We start from the raw sequence: 17,240 nt of genomic DNA on the forward strand, positions 1-17,240 counted from the left end.
GCCCTTTGAGGAGACCTGCATGAGCACTGCCCCGACGACACAAGACCCGCAAGCCACCAACGCCGCCGAGTCACCGCTCGCCTCGCAGCCTGATGCTGCCCCCAAGGCACGCGCGCGTGCCGGTCGCAAGGATGGCAGCCGCCACCTCGCCAGCGAAGCACAGGTCGACGCCGCCGCCATCGCGCCGCTGAGCGGCTCGCGCAAGATCTATATCGAAGGCTCCCGCCCGGACATCCGCGTGCCCATGCGCGAGATCGGCTGTTCGCCGACCCAGACCTCCAGCGGTCTGGAAGAGAACCCGCCGATCGTCGTCTACGATACCTCCGGCCCCTACACCGATCCGGCGGTCGAGATCGACATCCGCCGGGGTCTGGCGCCACTGCGCGAGAAGTGGATCGAGGAACGCGGTGATACCGAACAGCTCAATCAGCTGAGCAGTGAATATGGCCGCGTGCGCCAGGCCGACCTGCGCCTGTCATCACTGCGTTTCGAGCTGGACCACCGCCCGCGTCGTGCCCTGCCGGGCAAGAATGTCACCCAGCTGCACTATGCGCGCCAGGGCATCATCACGCCGGAGATGGAATACATCGCGATTCGCGAGAATCAGCGTCGTATCGCGCTGCGTGAGGAATATCAGGGCAGCGAATCCGTCGAGAGCATTCTGGGCCACCAGCACCCGGGCCACAGCTTCGGCGCCAACCTCCCCGACGAGATCACCGCCGAATTCGTGCGTGAGGAAGTCGCACGCGGCCGCGCCATCATTCCCGCCAACATCAATCACCCGGAAAGCGAGCCGATGATCATCGGCCGCAACTTCCTGGTGAAGGTCAACGGCAACCTGGGCAACTCGGCGGTCACCTCCTCCATCGAGGAAGAGGTCGACAAGATGACCTGGGCGATCCGCTGGGGTTCCGACACCGTGATGGACCTCTCGACCGGCGCCAACATCCACGAGACCCGTGAATGGATTCTGCGCAATTCTCCCGTCCCCATCGGCACGGTGCCGATCTATCAAGCACTGGAGAAGGTCGATGGCGTGGCCGAGAACCTCGATTGGGAGATCTTCCGCGACACGCTGATCGAGCAGGCCGAACAGGGCGTCGATTACTTCACCATCCACGCCGGCGTCCTGCTGCGCTATGTGCCGCTGACTGCCAGTCGCGTGACCGGCATCGTCTCGCGCGGCGGCTCCATCATGGCCAAGTGGTGTCTGGCGCATCACGAAGAAAGCTTCCTCTATCGCCACTTCGAGGACATCTGCGAGATCTGCAAGGCCTACGACATCAGCCTGTCACTGGGCGATGGCCTGCGCCCGGGCTCGGTAGCCGATGCCAATGACGCCGCCCAGTTCGGTGAGCTCGAGACGCTCGGCGAGCTGACCAAGATCGCCTGGCAGCACGATGTCCAGGTCATGATCGAGGGCCCGGGTCACGTGCCGATGCACCTGATCAAGGAGAACATGGACAAGCAGCTCAGCGAGTGTGACGAGGCGCCCTTCTACACCCTCGGTCCGCTGACCACCGACATCGCCCCGGGTTACGATCACATCACCTCCGGCATCGGCGCCGCGATGATCGGCTGGTTCGGTTGCGCCATGCTATGCTACGTGACCCCCAAGGAGCACCTGGGCCTGCCCAACAAGGACGACGTCAAGACCGGCATCATCACCTACAAGATCGCCGCACATGCCGCCGATCTGGCCAAGGGCCACCCGGGCGCGCAACGCCGTGACAATGCGCTCTCAAAGGCGCGCTTCGAGTTCCGCTGGGAAGACCAGTTCAATCTGGGTCTGGACCCGGACACCGCGCGCAGCTTCCACGACGAGACGCTGCCCAAGGACTCGGCCAAGGTCGCCCACTTCTGCTCCATGTGCGGGCCGAAGTTCTGCTCGATGAAGATCACCCAGGAAGTGCGTGATTATGCCAACGAACATGGCTTGACCGGCGATGCCGACAGCGTGATGGCCGGCATGCAGGAGCAGGCCGACAAGTTCAAGCGTGAAGGCAGCCAGCTCTATCAGGAGGTGTAGGCAAGCGCCTGACGCACAGGAAAGCTGACTTTCCGAGCGACACAAAAAACGCCCCGACCAGTGATGGTCGGGGCGTTTTCGTCACATCCTGTCAAACGCTCATGACATCTCATGAGCGTGACAGAAGGCTCACGTGCGGCTGGTGACTTCCAGCAGGTGATAACCGAACTGGGTCTTCACCGGGCCCTGCACGGTGTTGATCGGGGCGCTGAACACGACTTCGTCGAATTCCTTGACCATCATGCCCGGGCCGAAGGCGCCCAGGTCGCCGCCACTGCGGCCGGACGGGCAGGAGGAGTGCTCGCGAGCGGCATCAGCGAAATCGCGGCCGTTCTCGATTTCGGTCTTGAGAGCTACACACTGTTCTTCGCTGGAAACGAGAATATGACGCGCTGTGGCCTGTGCCATGTCTATCACCTGTCACTGATCGAATAAATGCTGCCGGCAATCACCGGCGGCGTGGCAGGTCATTGTGGCCCAAGGCAGCGCTCGCCGCTAGCGTCGCGCGCCTCCCCACCTCCCCAGCGATACTCCAGACACGCAAACGCCCACCCGGAAGACCGAGTGGGCATTGAGGACGCTCGCCTGAGAACGTCAGCAGCAGTCGCTTACTTGGCGACTTTCTGCATGGCCTCGGAGGCGGACTTGGCGTTGCTTTCTGCCAGTTCCTGACCTTTCTTGGCGTATTCCTGGTTCAGCTCGACCACTTTCTGGGTGTCGTTCTGCAGCTTCTCGCCCAGAGTCTTCACGGTTTCCTGCTGCTCCTTGACGAAGTTCTTCAGACCTTCGCTGTCCTTGATCTCGAGCATGGAACGCGCCTGGGTCAGGGAAGCATCAGCATAGGACTTGGTCAGTTCCATCTGGGCGCCGATCAGCTTCTCGCTGTAATCGATGCTCAGGGCGCTGAAAGCACGCAGCGGAGACAGGAACATATCGTCGAACTGCTGAGCGGACTTCTCGAAGTTGGCATTGAACATGTAGGCACCCTCCAGGGTATTGGCATCACGCTGAAATGAACCGGAGCCTTGCTCCGTTCGGTTATCAGGACTGAACCGGGCTGGTGCACCGTAGTGACCGAGCCATCATTATCAAGCCGTCACTATCAAGCCGTCGCGGTCAGATAGTGCTATCGACCAGGTTCCATCCTCGCTGCAACGCAGCATAAGACAGTCTTTGTTGCACTGCAACATCAAAAACATCGCAACGAATGGCCTGTACGCTCGGATTGATGCAGTCACTTGATTGCACTGGAGAAAAACAATCAGAAGTCGAAAAGAAAATTGACGCCCTGGGGCCCCGTCATGCCACACACCACGCCCTGGAACGCCAGACTGGGCCAAAGTGCTGGACCATAGGACTCAGACACAGGGCTGGGACAGAGGCCCGAAGCTGAAAGGCTGAACTTGAGGATAGCGCCGTGCTGCTGCCTCACTGGCATGAGGCGGCGCGGCAGCGTTTGCAGAGCAGGCGCCCGCCCAGCGCACGTGCCTGATCTGGCTGGCGACAGAAGTCGACACTCTGGGAGGAAAGCCATCGCCGACAGCCTTGGCAGCGCGGCAGGCTTTCCTCATCCTGCGACTGGGCGGAAGACGCACCCTGCTGATCGTTGGGCGCAGCCCCCGGCTGCTCGCCTGCCGCCTGCGGGCTAGCGGGATCTTCCTGGCTGCCCTGATCCAGAGCCTGGTGCCCGGGCTGCCAATGCGCGGCCTGCAGCCCTCGGCCCCCAAAACCGCACTGCCGTTTCAGGGCAGCCGTAGATGTCACGCCACGCTGGACCGCCAGCGTCGTGTCATCCGATGTCCCCTCCATGTCATCAGACTCTGCCGCCATGGCAGCGCTTTCGCCTGAGATCTGCGGCAGTGCTTCAGGTGATAGCGGCGGTTGCCATAGATAGGCCAGCGGAGACACCTGAGTGGCAGCGTCACCCTCCGACGCGCGCGTGTCAGCGGCCAGGCCCAGCTTTGCCACCCAATCCGTGTTGGGAGCCACATGCTGGGTCGCGATGGCGCGTCCCAGCTGGCGCAGGCGGCGCTGATCGAGGCGGTGGGTAAAACTGCGCAGCCGTGTCACGTAAGCGGTCTTGCCGCTCACCTGCAGGCACTGACGCTTGAGGCGCGCGAAGGACAACAGCGCACGGCTGTCGACGATATCTTCCGGCGGGCGACTGACTTGAGCCGCATCGGCCACCACGATGCGATAGCGCAATTGCGGCTGCAGCGTCATCCCCAGGCGCACAGGCAACAACGCGGAGGCCTCCAGCCATTGCACGATGGCGCGGCTACGCTCAGGGATCGTCTGCAAGGGGCACGGCGTCACGGCATGCGCCATGACCCCATCTTCGTCTGAGGGGGGCTCGCTCCCCTGCGCGACTCGGCCGCTATAGGCCAACAGCTCACCAAAGGGGGTGATCGAGAGCGTCAGATCAAAACAGGAGGCATCCAGCACCCAGACCTGCATGAGGCTGTTGATCAGCAGGTGATCGATCTCGATCACGCCCTCTGCCTGCGCCAGGCGCACATCATGCAGCACGACCCAATCATCCCGTGTCCCCAACAAGGCATCCAGCTGGCTTGCCAGCGCACGGCGACGCGCCTGACGGGCACGTATCGCACGCAGGGCCTCCAGCACCTTGTGGCGCTCGGGCGCGGCAAGCGCAGCATCCTGCGCCAGCACCTCAAGCACCAGCAGGTCATATTCCCGTGAATCACAGTCCTTGATCAGCATGGGCGCCTCTGGATTAGAGCATTCATATATAACTCAGTGTAGCGCTCTATTCGCAATCTTTCTTGCCTATGACTCCGCGGAAAAATCCGCCAGCGGATAGCAGTGACGGAAGCTGAGGGCCATCACTCCTGCGTTGTCTGAGGCGCGGCCTCCCGGTAAGGCAGCATTGCCGTCACCTGCTGACGCGCCTTGCTCAGCCAGCGCGCCTCCTCCTCGACGGCCTCGGCCACCGCCTCCTGAAGCCCGGGATGCATCAGCCAATGCAGCGACCCGGTGGCATACGCCGCGAAACCGCGGCTGATCTTGTGCTCTCCCTGGGTGCCGGGATCGAAGCGCTTGAGCCCTCGCTGCAGGCAGAATTCGAGCCCCTGGTAATAGCAGACCTCGAAGTGCAGACAGTCGGCGTGGACTTCGCTGCCCCACCAACGACCATACAGACAATCACTGCCGATCAGACACAAGGCTGCCGCCACCGGTGCGCCCTGCTCATCACGCGCCTGCACCAGCAGCAGCCGCTCGGGCATGTTGCGTCTGAGCTGATGGAAGAAATCGAGCGGCAGATAAGGGCGCTGGCCGCGCTCGAGATAGGTCATGCAGTAGCAGCGGTAGAATGCCTCGATATCGTCAGGGCCAATCTGCGCCCCCTCGAGCCTGGCCAGCGTGAAGCCTTGCTCGGCGACCTTGCGCCGCTCGCGACGGATCTCCTTGCGCCGTTTGGAGCGCAGACTCTCAAGCCAGCTGGCAAAATCCGGCTCACCGCGTGACTGCCAGTGATATTGCATCCCAGGACGCGAAATCAGCTCCGGAATCGCCGCCAGCCAGTCCTGGCGCTCCTCTGCCGCGACAAACAGCAGATGAAATCCGCTGTGCTCATAACGACGCAGCGCGCTACCCGGCTCAGCCGCGGGCGCGATGCCAGCCTTGAGATGCGGCCACAACCACTCAAGCAAGGCACGTCGGGCGGCAGGCGACGTCAACTGCGGCGAGGTGGCAAGGCGTGGGCCATCGCTGGGAGTGAACGGTACGGCAGTCAACTGCTTGGGATAATAGCGCCCACCGGCCTGCTCCAGGGCCTCCGCCCATTGCTGATCGAATACATATTCGCCACGCGAGTGCAGCTTGAGATAGCGCAGCAGCCCTGCCAGCAAGCGGCCGTCGGCATCTCGCACCACCAGATGGGCAGGATGCCAGCCACTGGCGGCACTGGCCGCACCGCAGCTTTCCAGCGCGCTCAGATAGGCATGTTGCAGGAAGGGATAGTCATCGCCTGCCAGCGCATTCCATTCACTGGCGGTGAGGGCGTCGAGAGAATCCAGCACCTCCAGGCGCCAGCCCTGTTTCTCTGCGACATCTGCAGCGCTCACAGTCTGCTTCTGGTCTGTCACCGCCCCTGTCACCGCCTGAGCAGCCTCATCATCCGCCTGCCATTGCCCTGTCACCGTACTCTCCTCATAGTCTTGCCATGCCCACCGCTGGTGCAGACATGCCGCACATCCCAGGACATGCTAGTGTGTCGTCATGATGCAGGACAACGAGACCCACATGACAGAAACTCCCACGCCGCCCGATGACACATCCACGAGCGGCTCACAGACCCGGGGGCGCGCTCAAGAGTCCTCTCAAGGGCCTTATGCACCGACCCCGCCCGCGCAGGACACCCATGCCAGCACGAATCTCATGGCAGTGGCCGCCTTTGCCCTGAGCGTGCTCGGCTGCCTGCTCGCGCCTGCGGCACTCGGCGGCGTCGTATGTGGCCACATTGCGCGCAGCCAGATCCGCCGCAGTGGCGAAGCCGGTGACAGCTGGGCCCTGGCAGGACTGATTCTCGGCTACCTGCTGATCGCCCTGTCGCTGGCCGGCCTGCTGATGTTCGGCGGCATGATGCTGACCATGTTCGGCATCATGGCCTTCAGCACCTGACCTACGCCTGGGCACTCCGGCTTGAACGTGCAGCGCGCCTGCACGGATAATGCGTCGACATTGCTTCCCCGTGCCAGCGGGGCATACCTGCTTCTCGCAGCGCCTGCCCTGCCAGCGATTCCGGTTCCCCCGAGCCGCCTTGATACTGAGCGAGCCTCGATGTTGTACTCGATTCTCGATAATGATTTCTACAAGTTCACCATGCAGAACGCCGTGGTGAAACTGTTTCCCTATGCACGCGCTCGCTACGCCTTCATCAACCGTGGCGAGCATTCATTCCCGCCGGGGTTCGGCGAGGCCTTGCGTATCGCGGTAGACAACATGGCCGAACTGGCATTGAGCGTGGAAGAGAAATCCTTCCTCGAGCTTCACTGCCCCTTCTTGGACCCGACCTACCGTGACTTCCTGGCGGGCTTCCGCTTCGATCCCTCCGAGATCACCATCACCCAGACCGGTGATGAGCTGGAGGTACATATCGAAGGCTACTGGTATCGCACCATCCTGTGGGAGGTCCCGCTGATGGCGATGATCAGCGAGCTCTGGTATCAGCTGGGCGGGGATCAGCGCGACAGCGATCAGGCACTGCGCGACAGCACCCTGGCCAAGATCGAGCACTACAAGCGACTCGGCATCCGCGTGGCGGAATTCGGCACTCGTCGTCGGCACTCCTACGATGTGCACGACAAGGTGGTCGCGGGCCTCAAGGACCACGGCCGCGGCTGCTTCATCGGCACCAGCAACGTGCACATGGCACAGCGCCACGGCATCAAGCCGATCGGCACGCACGCGCATGAGTGGTTCATGTTTCATGCCGCGCGCTTCGGCTTCAAGATGGCCAACATCCTGGCGCTGGAGAACTGGGTCAAGGTCTATCGCGGCGACCTGGGGATCGCCCTGTCTGACACCTTCACCAGTCAGGCCTTCTTCAAGAGCTTCGACAAGAAGTTCGCCAAGCTGTTTGACGGCGTGCGCCACGACAGTGGTGACCCCATCGAATTCGCCGAGACCACCATCCGCCACTATGAGTCACTGGGGATCGACCCCAAGACCAAGACCATCGTGTTCTCCGATGGCCTGGACACCGACAAGGTCGATCGTATCGTGCGCTACTGCGCCGGGCGTATCGGCATGTCGTTCGGCATCGGCACCAACTTCACCAATGATGTCGGCCCGCAGCCGATGAACATGGTGATCAAGATGACCGAAGCCCGTCCCGAGGGTCAGGAATGGGTGCCTGTGATCAAGCTGTCCGATGTCACGAGCAAACATACCGGCGACCCCGACATGATTCGCCTGGCGCATCAGGTGCTGTCACTCAAGGAGCTGGATTGAGGCACGCTCAGCGATCGCTGAGCGCCTTGCCCTGACCTCATGACAGAGACCTTGAAACAGGTTCATGAAATAGCTCCTGGAAAAGCCCCATGAAAAAGCCCGCCCGGAAACTCCCCGGGCGGGCTTTTTCATGTCGATCACCTTCAGCACAGATGGCGACGGCTCAGGCCTTGACGGCTCAGGTCTTGACGGATTTCTTCGGCGTCTTGAAGACCTCATTGAACAGGTTGAGCATGACCTGCCAGGAAGCCGAATCCGCGGCTGCATCATAGCCCAGCGGCAGATCGTACCTGGCCGCCTTGGCATCCGACTCCGGATTGGTGAAGGCGTGCTTGGCGCCCGGATACTGGATCAGCGTGGTACGCGTCTCGAGAGACTGGAAGGTCGCGACCAGCTTGTCGAGATCCTCCTGCGGCACCAGCGTATCTGCCGCGCCATTCTGGATCACGACCCGACCGGCGAACGGCTCAGGCTCCGTCACGGCAATCGACGGGCTGCCATGGAAGCTGACGACCGCCTTGAGCGGGGCTCCGGTCAGCGCCATGTTGAGCACCACGGCACCGCCGAAACAGTAGCCGATCGCCGCCATGCGCTCGCCATCGACTTCCGGACGTGAGCGCAGCACCGCCAGCGCCGAATTGAAGCTGGATTCGGCCTTCGGCCAGTCACTCATCACCTTGGAGGAGAAGGCCCCTGCCTCCTTGGGATGCTCGGCCGTGCGCCCACCGCCATACATGTCGACGGCCATGACCACATAACCAAGTCCTGCCAGCTGTTCGGCGCGCTTGCGGGCATAGCTGTTCAAGCCCCACCACTCATGCACCAGCAGGATGCCGGGCCGGCGCCCCTGCGCCTTGGCATCGCGTGCGATCAGGCCCACGTGCTCCTCACCATTGGCCCGATAGGTCACCGTCTCCGTCACCACCTGCGGCCCCTCGAGACGATTGACCAGCGGTGCCTCCTCGGCGGCCATGGCCTGTCCGGCGGAAAATACCGACTGTGCAAACAACAGGGTGCCAGCGCACCAGCCACGTAACATTCGCATCGCCTACTCCTTGTATGACCTGATCCACTTGCATGACGCGATCCACAATCCGACACACCGGCTGCAGGTGTGCCCGGTTGATCACCGGTGCTGGCTCAATTGTCCTCGCTCAAGGACTGCGATGCCAGCACCACCCGATCGCGACCGCTGCGCTTAGCACTGTAGAGTGCCATGTCGGCACGGTGCAGGTAGCCATCCCGGGTCTCCCCCGGCTGTGGTGTCGCCACTCCCATGCTGATGGTGCAGCGCAGTGTCAGCGACTTGAAGCGCACCTCCAGCGCCGCGATCTGCTGTCGCAGCCGCTCGGCCATTCCGACACCGGTGGCCGTGCCGGCGTCGGTAAGCAGCACGGCAAATTCCTCGCCGCCCAGACGCGCAAAGCAGTCGTCGCGCCGCAGCTGGGCACGACACTCCTCGCCAAGACTGATCAGCACCTGATCACCCGCCGCATGGCCGTGAGTGTCATTGACGCGCTTGAAGTGGTCGATATCAAACAGGATCAACGCCATCTGCTCCCGCGATGACGAACTCAGCAGGGTATCGAGCGTGTCGAGGAAGCTGGCGCGGGTCATGGCGCCCGTCATCGCGTCCGTCATCGCTTCATGCTCACGGCGCTGTTCGACCAGCTTGCGCTCATGAATGTTGCGCGACACCGACAGCACGCGCTGATAACGCCCGGAGACGGGGTCCATCGAGGGCGTCGAGATCGACTCGAACCACAGGGTATGCCCGGCCTTGTGCTGAATCCTGAAGTCGATTCGAAACACCTCACCGAGACAGGCGGCACGATGGACTTCCTGCGCGATGCGCTGCATGTCATCAGGGTGGATCAGCTGCTTGATCTCCTGGCCGATGATCTCCTGCGGGCGATAACCGCAGAGCTTTTCCACCGAGGGACTGATGTACTGACAGATCCCGTGGGAGTCCTCGATGCTGACCAGATCGCTGACGGAGTTGAGGATGAAGCGATAGCGTTCCTCGCTCTGGCGCAGCTCATCCTCGATACGGTATCGGGCGGTGGCATCGTCACAATAGCCATTCCAGATCACGCCGCCTTCGGGGGAGTCGATCACCTGCGGCAGCCCGACACACGCCAACCTGCGTTCCTGACCATCCGGATGCTGATAGCGTACCTCCGCCTCCCAGGGTGATTGCTGCCGGGCGCTGCTCTGCAATGAGACGAGCAGCTGCTCACGCTCGTGATCCACGATGCGTGCCAGCAGCAGCATGGGATCGTCGATGACGGCCTGCGGGTCGAGCCCCAGCAGTTGCGAGGCGACAGGCGAGAGGTAGGTATAACGCAGCTCGCCCTCCTGGCTCAGGCGACACTGGAAGACGACGCCGCGCATCTGCTGGACAAGGTTGTCCAGTTGGCGCCGATGCGCTTCGCGTTGCGTGACGTCACTGAGCTTGCCGAGCACGGCGGTGACCTCTCCCTCAGGGGAGTAACTCAGCTGGATGTCATCCTGGAGATAGCGCTTGCGCCCATCCACATGCACGAAGGCGTAACACAGGCTCAGACGGCTATGGCGCTCCCGCACGGCCTCGTCGAAGCGCTGCTGGCAGATGGCCAGCTCTTCCGGCACCAACCGGGCCTGCCAGAGGCCCGGACTTGCCATCAGCAGATCATGCGAGAGCCCGGTGAGCGCCTCGCTACCTGCCGACAGATACTCCAATTCCTCTGGAGGCCACTCTCCAGCGGTCGCGTAGTGAGCGCCGGGCGTCTCATCCACCCGCCGCGCCAGACGCTGCTGTTGATCGATCACATTCTCGAGACGTTGGTGTACCTGCGTGATGTCGCGTGCCATCACGGCCACCTGACGCCCCTCATCGGCGAGTGAACGTCCCAGACTGACCATCTGCACGGACAATCTGGATTCCCCTCGTGGCAGCGACAGACTGATATCGCATTGCCATGGTTCGGCTCTCTCGAGGCTACGCAGGACATGAGGCAGGTAGAGGTGCTCAAGCGAGAGGCGGGAATGCGCACAGGCCGCATCGTGATAGAGATGCCAGGCCGGGTTGGCATGACTGATCACCAGACTTTCATCCTTGAGCAGCAGGATCGCCATCGGGTCACGGCTGCGCACCATCATCAGACGATAGGCACGCGCCAGTTGCTGCTCCTGTTCATTGGCCTTGTCCCGCTGCGTGATATCCGTCACACGCCCACACAACGGATGCCCCACGCCGGAACTCCACAGGCATTCCTCGAGCAACAACAACTGTCCGCTGCGGTCCCGCATGCGGTACGTCGTGCGCTCGAACCGCCCCATCGAGGCGCGAAAGTCACTCAACCGCTGCCGGTCGGCGGTGATCACCAGCGAAAGCCAGAGCTCCGGCTGCTTGAGAAAATCCCGTACCGTATATCCCAGCAGACGTTCCGCCGCTGCATTCATGGCAATCAGGCGCTGACCATCTGCACTGAGCGTGAACAACACATCTGCCACGACAGCATAATGATGCTGCAGCAAACGACTATCCGCGAATGATTCAGACAACGTGAAACCCCTTCTCTGTCATGCGGTTCTCTCAAGAATGCCCTATCCATGGCGCTTGCAGCCAGCAGTACCCCCAACGCTTGGTTACGCGAAGATCCGGGCAGATGATGGCATGGGAACGATTGCAACCTTTGCCTTTGCGTCAGACTATTTCCCTTATCGGCAGCGCAGGCGCAATATTGTGGGCGAATATCACGCAAGCGGCGCCGAAGGGAAAACCTCAGGATGCAAAAAGCCCGAAGCATAAGCTTCGGGCTTTTTGGGGACTTGCCTTGAACAGAGCTGGCCTGGAAAAGCTCTAGCCTTGAGCGGAACGCGGCATGGCATCATCGATGAGCGCGGAGGGCGGGGCATCAGGTGCGCCGCTGCGGCCGTCGTTGCCCTCGCCAGCCGGCTGGGCAGTAGCGCGCGGGGCCTTGCGCTTGTGACGCCGTGGCTGCCTGCTGTCCTTGTCCTGCTGGGCGGAAGGCGCCTTGACCGGCAGGCGCGCCCGCAGGTGCTCGAGCAACGCGCGAAAATCGTCCGGCTCCATGCCAATGCGCTCCGCTGCGGCACTTTCCTGCCATAGCACATAGATCGCCGGCTGCTCACGCCCCAGGTCCATACCCACGACCTTGCCCTGTCGCTGGGTGCGCGGGTCGCGCAAGGTGGCACCGATCAATTCATGAGCTTCGCGGATGGCATCGTGCATCTGAGACAGCCTGCTGTGGAAGTCGAGATAACTGCCGGAGAGTGTGCGGCAGTGTGGCAATACCTTCCCTGAATTGCGCACAACAATGGATCACTCACAGGCCATGTGACCGCCTGCATGATTTGACGTTGTCATGACCTGGCTAACCGATGAACGCAAGGCCAACAGGTCAGAAGTGTAACACACCGCCACAGTTTCGCTAATTTCACTCGGGCGTGAATTACGATGACGACATGTTGACCACCTTTCTCGACGTATCAGTGCACGTTTCACACCACCCGGGCCAACTCTGTCGCGATCGTGCCAAGAAAAGTTGCCATAAGGGCACGCCATTGACGCGATGCAACGACACTTTGCGCTCTGGAGCACCTCCCGCACTTTTATGGTGCGCAAAAAAAACCTCTCCCGTTGGGAGAGGTTCAAAAATGGATGACGCGATGTCATTCCGAGCAGCATCGAAGCCGGTCTTGGCGCCAACCCTGACCGACCACCGATTCAAAGGGGACGAATGGCATTGCCTTGTCCGTGGAGCCTGAGCGCGACGCGAGAATCCTCGGGCCACTCGTCCTCACCTGTTGAGAGCCTGTCCTGCTGTCTTGCCGACAGACTGACAGACCCCCGAATTCTTGCTGCCCCGCGCGGCCTTGTCGGTTGATCAACGAGGGATCAAAGGCCGCGCGGGACTCACCAAGCGCTTACTTGGCGGCTTGCATTGCCAGCGCAGTGTCGAGCATACGGTTGGAGAAGCCCCACTCGTTGTCGTACCACGCCATGACCTTGACCAGGCGATCTTCGCTGACGCGAGTGTGATTGCTGTCGAAGGTGGAAGAGTGTGCATCGTGATTGAAGTCGATGGACACCAGCGGCAGCTCGTTGACGGCCAGCACGCTGGAGCCTTCGGCGGCCTTGGCCACGATGGCGTTGATCTCTTCGATGGAGGTATCACGCGACGCGGTGAAGGTCAGATCGACCAGCGACACATTGATGACCGGCACGCGGATCGCCAGGCCATCCAGCTTGCCGTTCAGTTCCGGCAGCACCAGCCCCACCGCCGCGGCGGCACCGGTCTTGGTCGGAATCATGGAATGGGTCGCGCTGCGGGCACGGTACGGGTCGGAGTGGTAGACATCCGACAGGTTCTGATCGTTGGTGTAGGCGTGAATGGTAGTCATCAGGCCATTCTCGATGCCGACTTCATCATTCAGCGCCTTGGCGACCGGCGCCAGGCAGTTGGTGGTGCAGGACGCGTTGGAGACGACCTGATGCTCGGCCTTCAGCACATCTTCGTTGACGCCGAACACGACGGTCGCATCGGCATCACCGCTCGGCGCGGAGATCAGCACACGCTTGGCGCCGGCTTCGATGTGCTTGGCAGCGGCTGCACGCTTGGTGAACAGACCGGTGCATTCCATCACCAGGTCGATGTCCAGGCTGGACCACGGCAGCTGGGCCGGGTCACGCTCGGCCAGGATGCGGATCTTGTCGTCACCGACGAACAGGTTCTCTTCGTCGTGCGAGACGGTTTCGGCGAAACGGCCATGGACGGTATCGCGGCTCAGCAGGTGAGCGTTGAGCTTCGGATCACCCAGATCATTGATGGCGACGACCTGGATACGGTCGTTGTACTGACCTTCATACAGCGCACGCAGCACGTTGCGACCGATGCGACCAAAACCATTGATGGCGACGCGTAATGTCATGACTCAACTCCTGTGGCGTATGGCGGGTGCAGGACCAGACCTGATCGAAGAACGGAAGCTTGCAATACGTTCCATGAAATTATCCTACACGCTTTTCCCATAATTTGGCCGAAAGTCGTCCAGTCTTCAAGCAGTTTTTTTGTTAAATTTACCGAATATTCCGAACAAAACCGTTTCTCGAGCGCCATGACGCGCTACTGTAGGCTACCCCGGTAACCGAACGACGCGACGCGAGTGAGGCCAGAGGCTTTACACCGCCATCACCACTGGATAGCGTCGCCGGATAGCAGCACGCCCACACAGCGGGAAATGCTTTCTTTCGCCAGCCTCGGCGCCCTGCGCCGCCTGATACATGAGGTAAGAGCATGTCAGTCAACCAGACCGTAGAGCACGTGACCCAGCGCATCATCGACCGCTCCCGCGAACGCCGCGCCGCCTATGAGCAGTTGATGGAAAGCCAGCAGCGCCGCGGCGTACACCGCTCCGAGCTCTCCTGCGGCAACCTGGCGCACGGCTTTGCCGCCTGTGGCGAGACCGACAAGAATCGTCTCAAGCTGATGAACTCGGCCAACCTGGGCATTATTTCGTCATATAACGACATGTTGTCCGCCCACCAGCCGTTCGAGGACTATCCGCGCATCATCAAGGAAGCCGTCCAGGCGATGGGCTCCACCGCCCAGTTCGCCGGCGGCGTGCCCGCGATGTGCGATGGCGTGACCCAGGGACAGCCCGGCATGGAGCTATCGCTGTTCTCACGCGACCTGATCGCCATGGCAGCCGCTGTCGGCCTGTCGCACAACATGTTCGATGGCGCTCTTTTCCTCGGCGTGTGTGACAAGATCGTCCCGGGCCTGTTCATCGCCGCCGCACGCTTCGGTCACCTGCCGACGCTGTTCGTGCCGGCCGGCCCGATGCCCTCCGGCCTGCCCAACAACGAGAAGGCGCGTGTTCGCCAGCTGTTCGCCGAAGGCAAGGTCGGCCGCGATGCGCTGCTGGAAGCCGAGTCCGCGTCCTACCACAGCCCGGGCACCTGCACCTTCTATGGCACCGCCAACTCCAATCAGCTGATGGTCGAGCTGATGGGCCTGCACCTGCCGGGCGCATCCTTCGTCAATCCGGGCACCCCGCTGCGCGAAGCCCTGACGCGTCACGCCGCCGAGCAGACCATCCGCAACAGTGAAGTCGGCGGCGACTACCGTCCCTTCTATCGCCAGATCGATGCCCGCGCCATCGTCAATGCCATGGTCGGCCTGCTGGCCTCCGGCGGCTCCACCAACCACACCCTGCACCTGGTCGCGATGGCCGGCGCAGCAGGCGTGACCATCACCTGGGATGACTTCACCGAGCTTTCCGCGGTGGTGCCGAGCCTGACGCGCATCTACCCGAACGGCCAGGCCGACATCAATCACTTCCAGGCGGCTGGCGGCATGAGCTTCCTGATCCGTGAACTGCTCAAGGCGGGTCTGCTCCACGACATCCCCACCCAGGACGGCGGCACCCTGGCCGGCTATGTCCGCGAGCCCTTCCTCGAGAACGGCAAGCTGGTATGGAAGGACGGCCCCACCGACAGCCTCGACGAAGATGTGCTGCGTCCGGTGGCCAACCCCTTCGCCCCGACAGGCGGCCTGACCGTGCTGGACGGCAACCTGGGCCGTGGCGTGATCAAGGTCTCTGCCGTCAAGGAAGAGCATCGTCTCGTCGAAGCGCCGGTGAAGCTGTTCAGTGACCAGGATGAGATGAAGGCCGCCTTCGAAGCCGGCGAGCTGGAGCAGGACATGGTCGCCGTGGTGCGCTACCAGGGTCCGCGTGCCAACGGCATGCCGGAACTGCACAAGCTGACGCCCTACCTTGGCATCCTGCAGGACCGCGGCTTCAAGGTCGCATTGGTGACGGATGGCCGCATGTCTGGCGCCTCGGGCAAGGTCCCGGCCGCCATTCACATGACGCCGGAAGCGCTCGACGGTGGTCCGCTGGCCCGCCTGCGCGAAGGTGACGTGGTCCGCCTGGATGCCAATGCCGGCACCCTCACGGCGCTGGTCGATGAAGCCGAATGGGCCGAGCGCGAGGCCGAGACCATCACTCGCGACAGCTATCATCACGGCCTGGGCCGCGAGCTGTTCTCCGGCATGCGTTCACTGGTCGGCGGTGCAGAGGAAGGCGCCTCCAGCTTTGCGGGCTACGGCGATCTGCCGGGCAGCGGCCACGACCTGATGTGATGGGCCAACCCTGTCACTCTCCCGAGGCACTGACGCAAAGGAAGGATGCCGGACGATGACCCGCGACACCTCCCATCGCCTTGCTCTGGTAGGCGATATCGGTGGCACCAATGCCCGGCTGGCACTCGTCCAGCCGGGTAGCCACACCCTGCAGCACATCCAGACGCTCGCCTGCGCCGAGCATGCAGGACTCGAGGAGGCCATCCAGGCCTACTATCGGATGCTGGGCCTGTCAGAGGCCGAGCGACCCGTCGAGGCCTGCCTGGCCTTTGCCTGCCCCGTGCATGATGAACGCGTCAGCATGACCAACAATCACTGGACGTTTCTCAAGCGCGAGGTGCGCGAATCATTGGGGCTTGAGCGCTTCAAGTGCCTCAATGATTTCACCGCCATGGCGCTGGGCGTGCCACACATCGAGGCCAGCGAACGCCTGGCCATCGGTGAGGAGCTCACCGCAGGAAGTGGTGACGCGGCCTCGCCACGCCTGGTGATCGGCCCCGGCACCGGGCTGGGTGTCGCGGGTCTGGTGCGCGGCACGCACAACTGGATTCCGCTCGCGACCGAAGGGGGGCATGCAAGCTTCGCCCCTACCGACGAGGTCGAGGATGGCCTGCTCGGTATCTTCCGCCGTCGCCATGGTCGCGTCTCGGTGGAGCGCCTGCTGTGTGGCCAGGGCATGCTCGAGATCTATCAGGCCCTGGGCGAGCTTCGCGGCCTGCCGACACCTCTCGACAGTGCTGCCAGTGTCAGTCAGGCAGCGCATGAGCACCTGCATCACGATGAACCGCAGAATGCTCTCGCCTTTGATGCCGTGATGCGCTTCATGAAGATTCTTGGCGCGGTCGCCGGCGATGCAGCACTCACGCTGGGGGCGCGTGGCGGGGTCTATCTGTGCGGTGGCGTGCTGCCGCGCAACCTGGATCTGCTGATGCGCAGCGATTTCCGCCACGCCTTCACCGACAAGAATCGTCTGAGCCGTTACAATGCCGCGATACCCACCTGGGTGGTGACCGCGCCGTGGACCGGCCTGCTGGGTGCCGCCGAGGCTCTGCACAACGAAGAGGTGGCATGATGCACCGCCA

13 protein-coding genes are annotated in these 17,240 nt (G+C 62.3%); 5 read left to right on the plus strand and 8 right to left on the minus strand.

The window, feature by feature from the left end:
* Positions 1-19 precede the first annotated feature (19 nt).
* On the plus strand, positions 20-2,029 hold the full coding sequence (gene thiC / locus F8A90_RS13300; protein ID WP_200017434.1) for a phosphomethylpyrimidine synthase ThiC: 2,010 nt from the start codon (positions 20-22) through the stop codon (positions 2,027-2,029).
* A gap of 129 nt (positions 2,030-2,158) precedes the next feature.
* On the opposite strand, the gene F8A90_RS13305 is transcribed toward thiC, so the two are convergent.
* The 4 genes from F8A90_RS13305 to F8A90_RS13320 form a co-directional block, all read right to left on the minus strand.
* A complete protein-coding gene (locus tag F8A90_RS13305) occupies positions 2,159-2,437 on the minus strand; it encodes a peptidylprolyl isomerase (RefSeq protein ID WP_200017435.1) in 279 nt (92 codons plus the stop codon).
* 200 nt (positions 2,438-2,637) lie between these two features.
* Positions 2,638-3,006 carry a phasin family protein gene (locus tag F8A90_RS13310; RefSeq protein ID WP_043331409.1) on the minus strand — a complete coding sequence of 123 codons (369 nt, stop codon included), beginning with the start codon at positions 3,004-3,006 and terminating at the stop codon, positions 2,638-2,640.
* A gap of 451 nt (positions 3,007-3,457) precedes the next feature.
* The gene (locus F8A90_RS13315; protein WP_200017436.1) at positions 3,458-4,753 is read right to left on the minus strand and encodes a nuclease-related domain-containing protein; all 1,296 of its coding nucleotides are present in this window, start codon (positions 4,751-4,753) and stop codon (positions 3,458-3,460) included.
* 122 nt (positions 4,754-4,875) lie between these two features.
* The gene (locus tag F8A90_RS13320) at positions 4,876-6,192 is read right to left on the minus strand and encodes a GNAT family N-acetyltransferase (RefSeq protein WP_233593329.1); all 1,317 of its coding nucleotides are present in this window, start codon (positions 6,190-6,192) and stop codon (positions 4,876-4,878) included.
* Between the two features lie 103 nt (positions 6,193-6,295).
* Here F8A90_RS13320 and F8A90_RS17600 point away from each other — a divergent pair, with 103 nt between their 5' ends.
* A complete protein-coding gene (locus F8A90_RS17600) occupies positions 6,296-6,673 on the plus strand; it encodes a DUF4190 domain-containing protein (RefSeq protein WP_233593330.1) in 378 nt (125 codons plus the stop codon).
* Between the two features lie 159 nt (positions 6,674-6,832).
* Positions 6,833-8,005 carry a nicotinate phosphoribosyltransferase gene (gene pncB, locus F8A90_RS13330; protein ID WP_166018855.1) on the plus strand — a complete coding sequence of 391 codons (1,173 nt, stop codon included), beginning with the start codon at positions 6,833-6,835 and terminating at the stop codon, positions 8,003-8,005.
* A gap of 178 nt (positions 8,006-8,183) precedes the next feature.
* Here the strand turns inward: pncB and F8A90_RS13335 are convergent, their stop codons facing one another.
* From F8A90_RS13335 to gap, 4 genes are all read right to left on the minus strand, one after another.
* Positions 8,184-9,050: a dienelactone hydrolase family protein gene (locus F8A90_RS13335; protein ID WP_233593331.1), complete on the minus strand. Its 867-nt coding sequence runs from the start codon at positions 9,048-9,050 to the stop codon at positions 8,184-8,186.
* 95 nt (positions 9,051-9,145) lie between these two features.
* Complete coding sequence (locus F8A90_RS13340; RefSeq protein WP_200017437.1) at positions 9,146-11,551, minus strand: PAS domain-containing protein; 2,406 nt, start codon at positions 11,549-11,551, stop codon at positions 9,146-9,148.
* A gap of 298 nt (positions 11,552-11,849) precedes the next feature.
* Entirely contained in the window at positions 11,850-12,242 is a 393-nt protein-coding gene (locus tag F8A90_RS13345) for a hypothetical protein (RefSeq protein WP_200017438.1), read from the minus strand.
* Between the two features lie 695 nt (positions 12,243-12,937).
* Complete coding sequence (gap, locus tag F8A90_RS13350; RefSeq protein WP_043331416.1) at positions 12,938-13,942, minus strand: type I glyceraldehyde-3-phosphate dehydrogenase; 1,005 nt, start codon at positions 13,940-13,942, stop codon at positions 12,938-12,940.
* Positions 13,943-14,307: 365 nt separating this feature from the next.
* On the opposite strand from gap, the gene edd reads away from it, so the two are divergent.
* Entirely contained in the window at positions 14,308-16,158 is a 1,851-nt protein-coding gene (gene edd / locus F8A90_RS13355; protein WP_054555569.1) for a phosphogluconate dehydratase, read from the plus strand.
* A 55-nt stretch (positions 16,159-16,213) separates the two neighbouring features.
* Entirely contained in the window at positions 16,214-17,230 is a 1,017-nt protein-coding gene (gene glk, locus F8A90_RS13360) for a glucokinase (RefSeq protein ID WP_200017439.1), read from the plus strand.
* The last annotated feature ends 10 nt before the right edge of the window (positions 17,231-17,240 follow it).

The organism is Cobetia sp. cqz5-12, from assembly GCF_016495405.1.
Lineage (GTDB): Bacteria > Pseudomonadota > Gammaproteobacteria > Pseudomonadales > Halomonadaceae > Cobetia.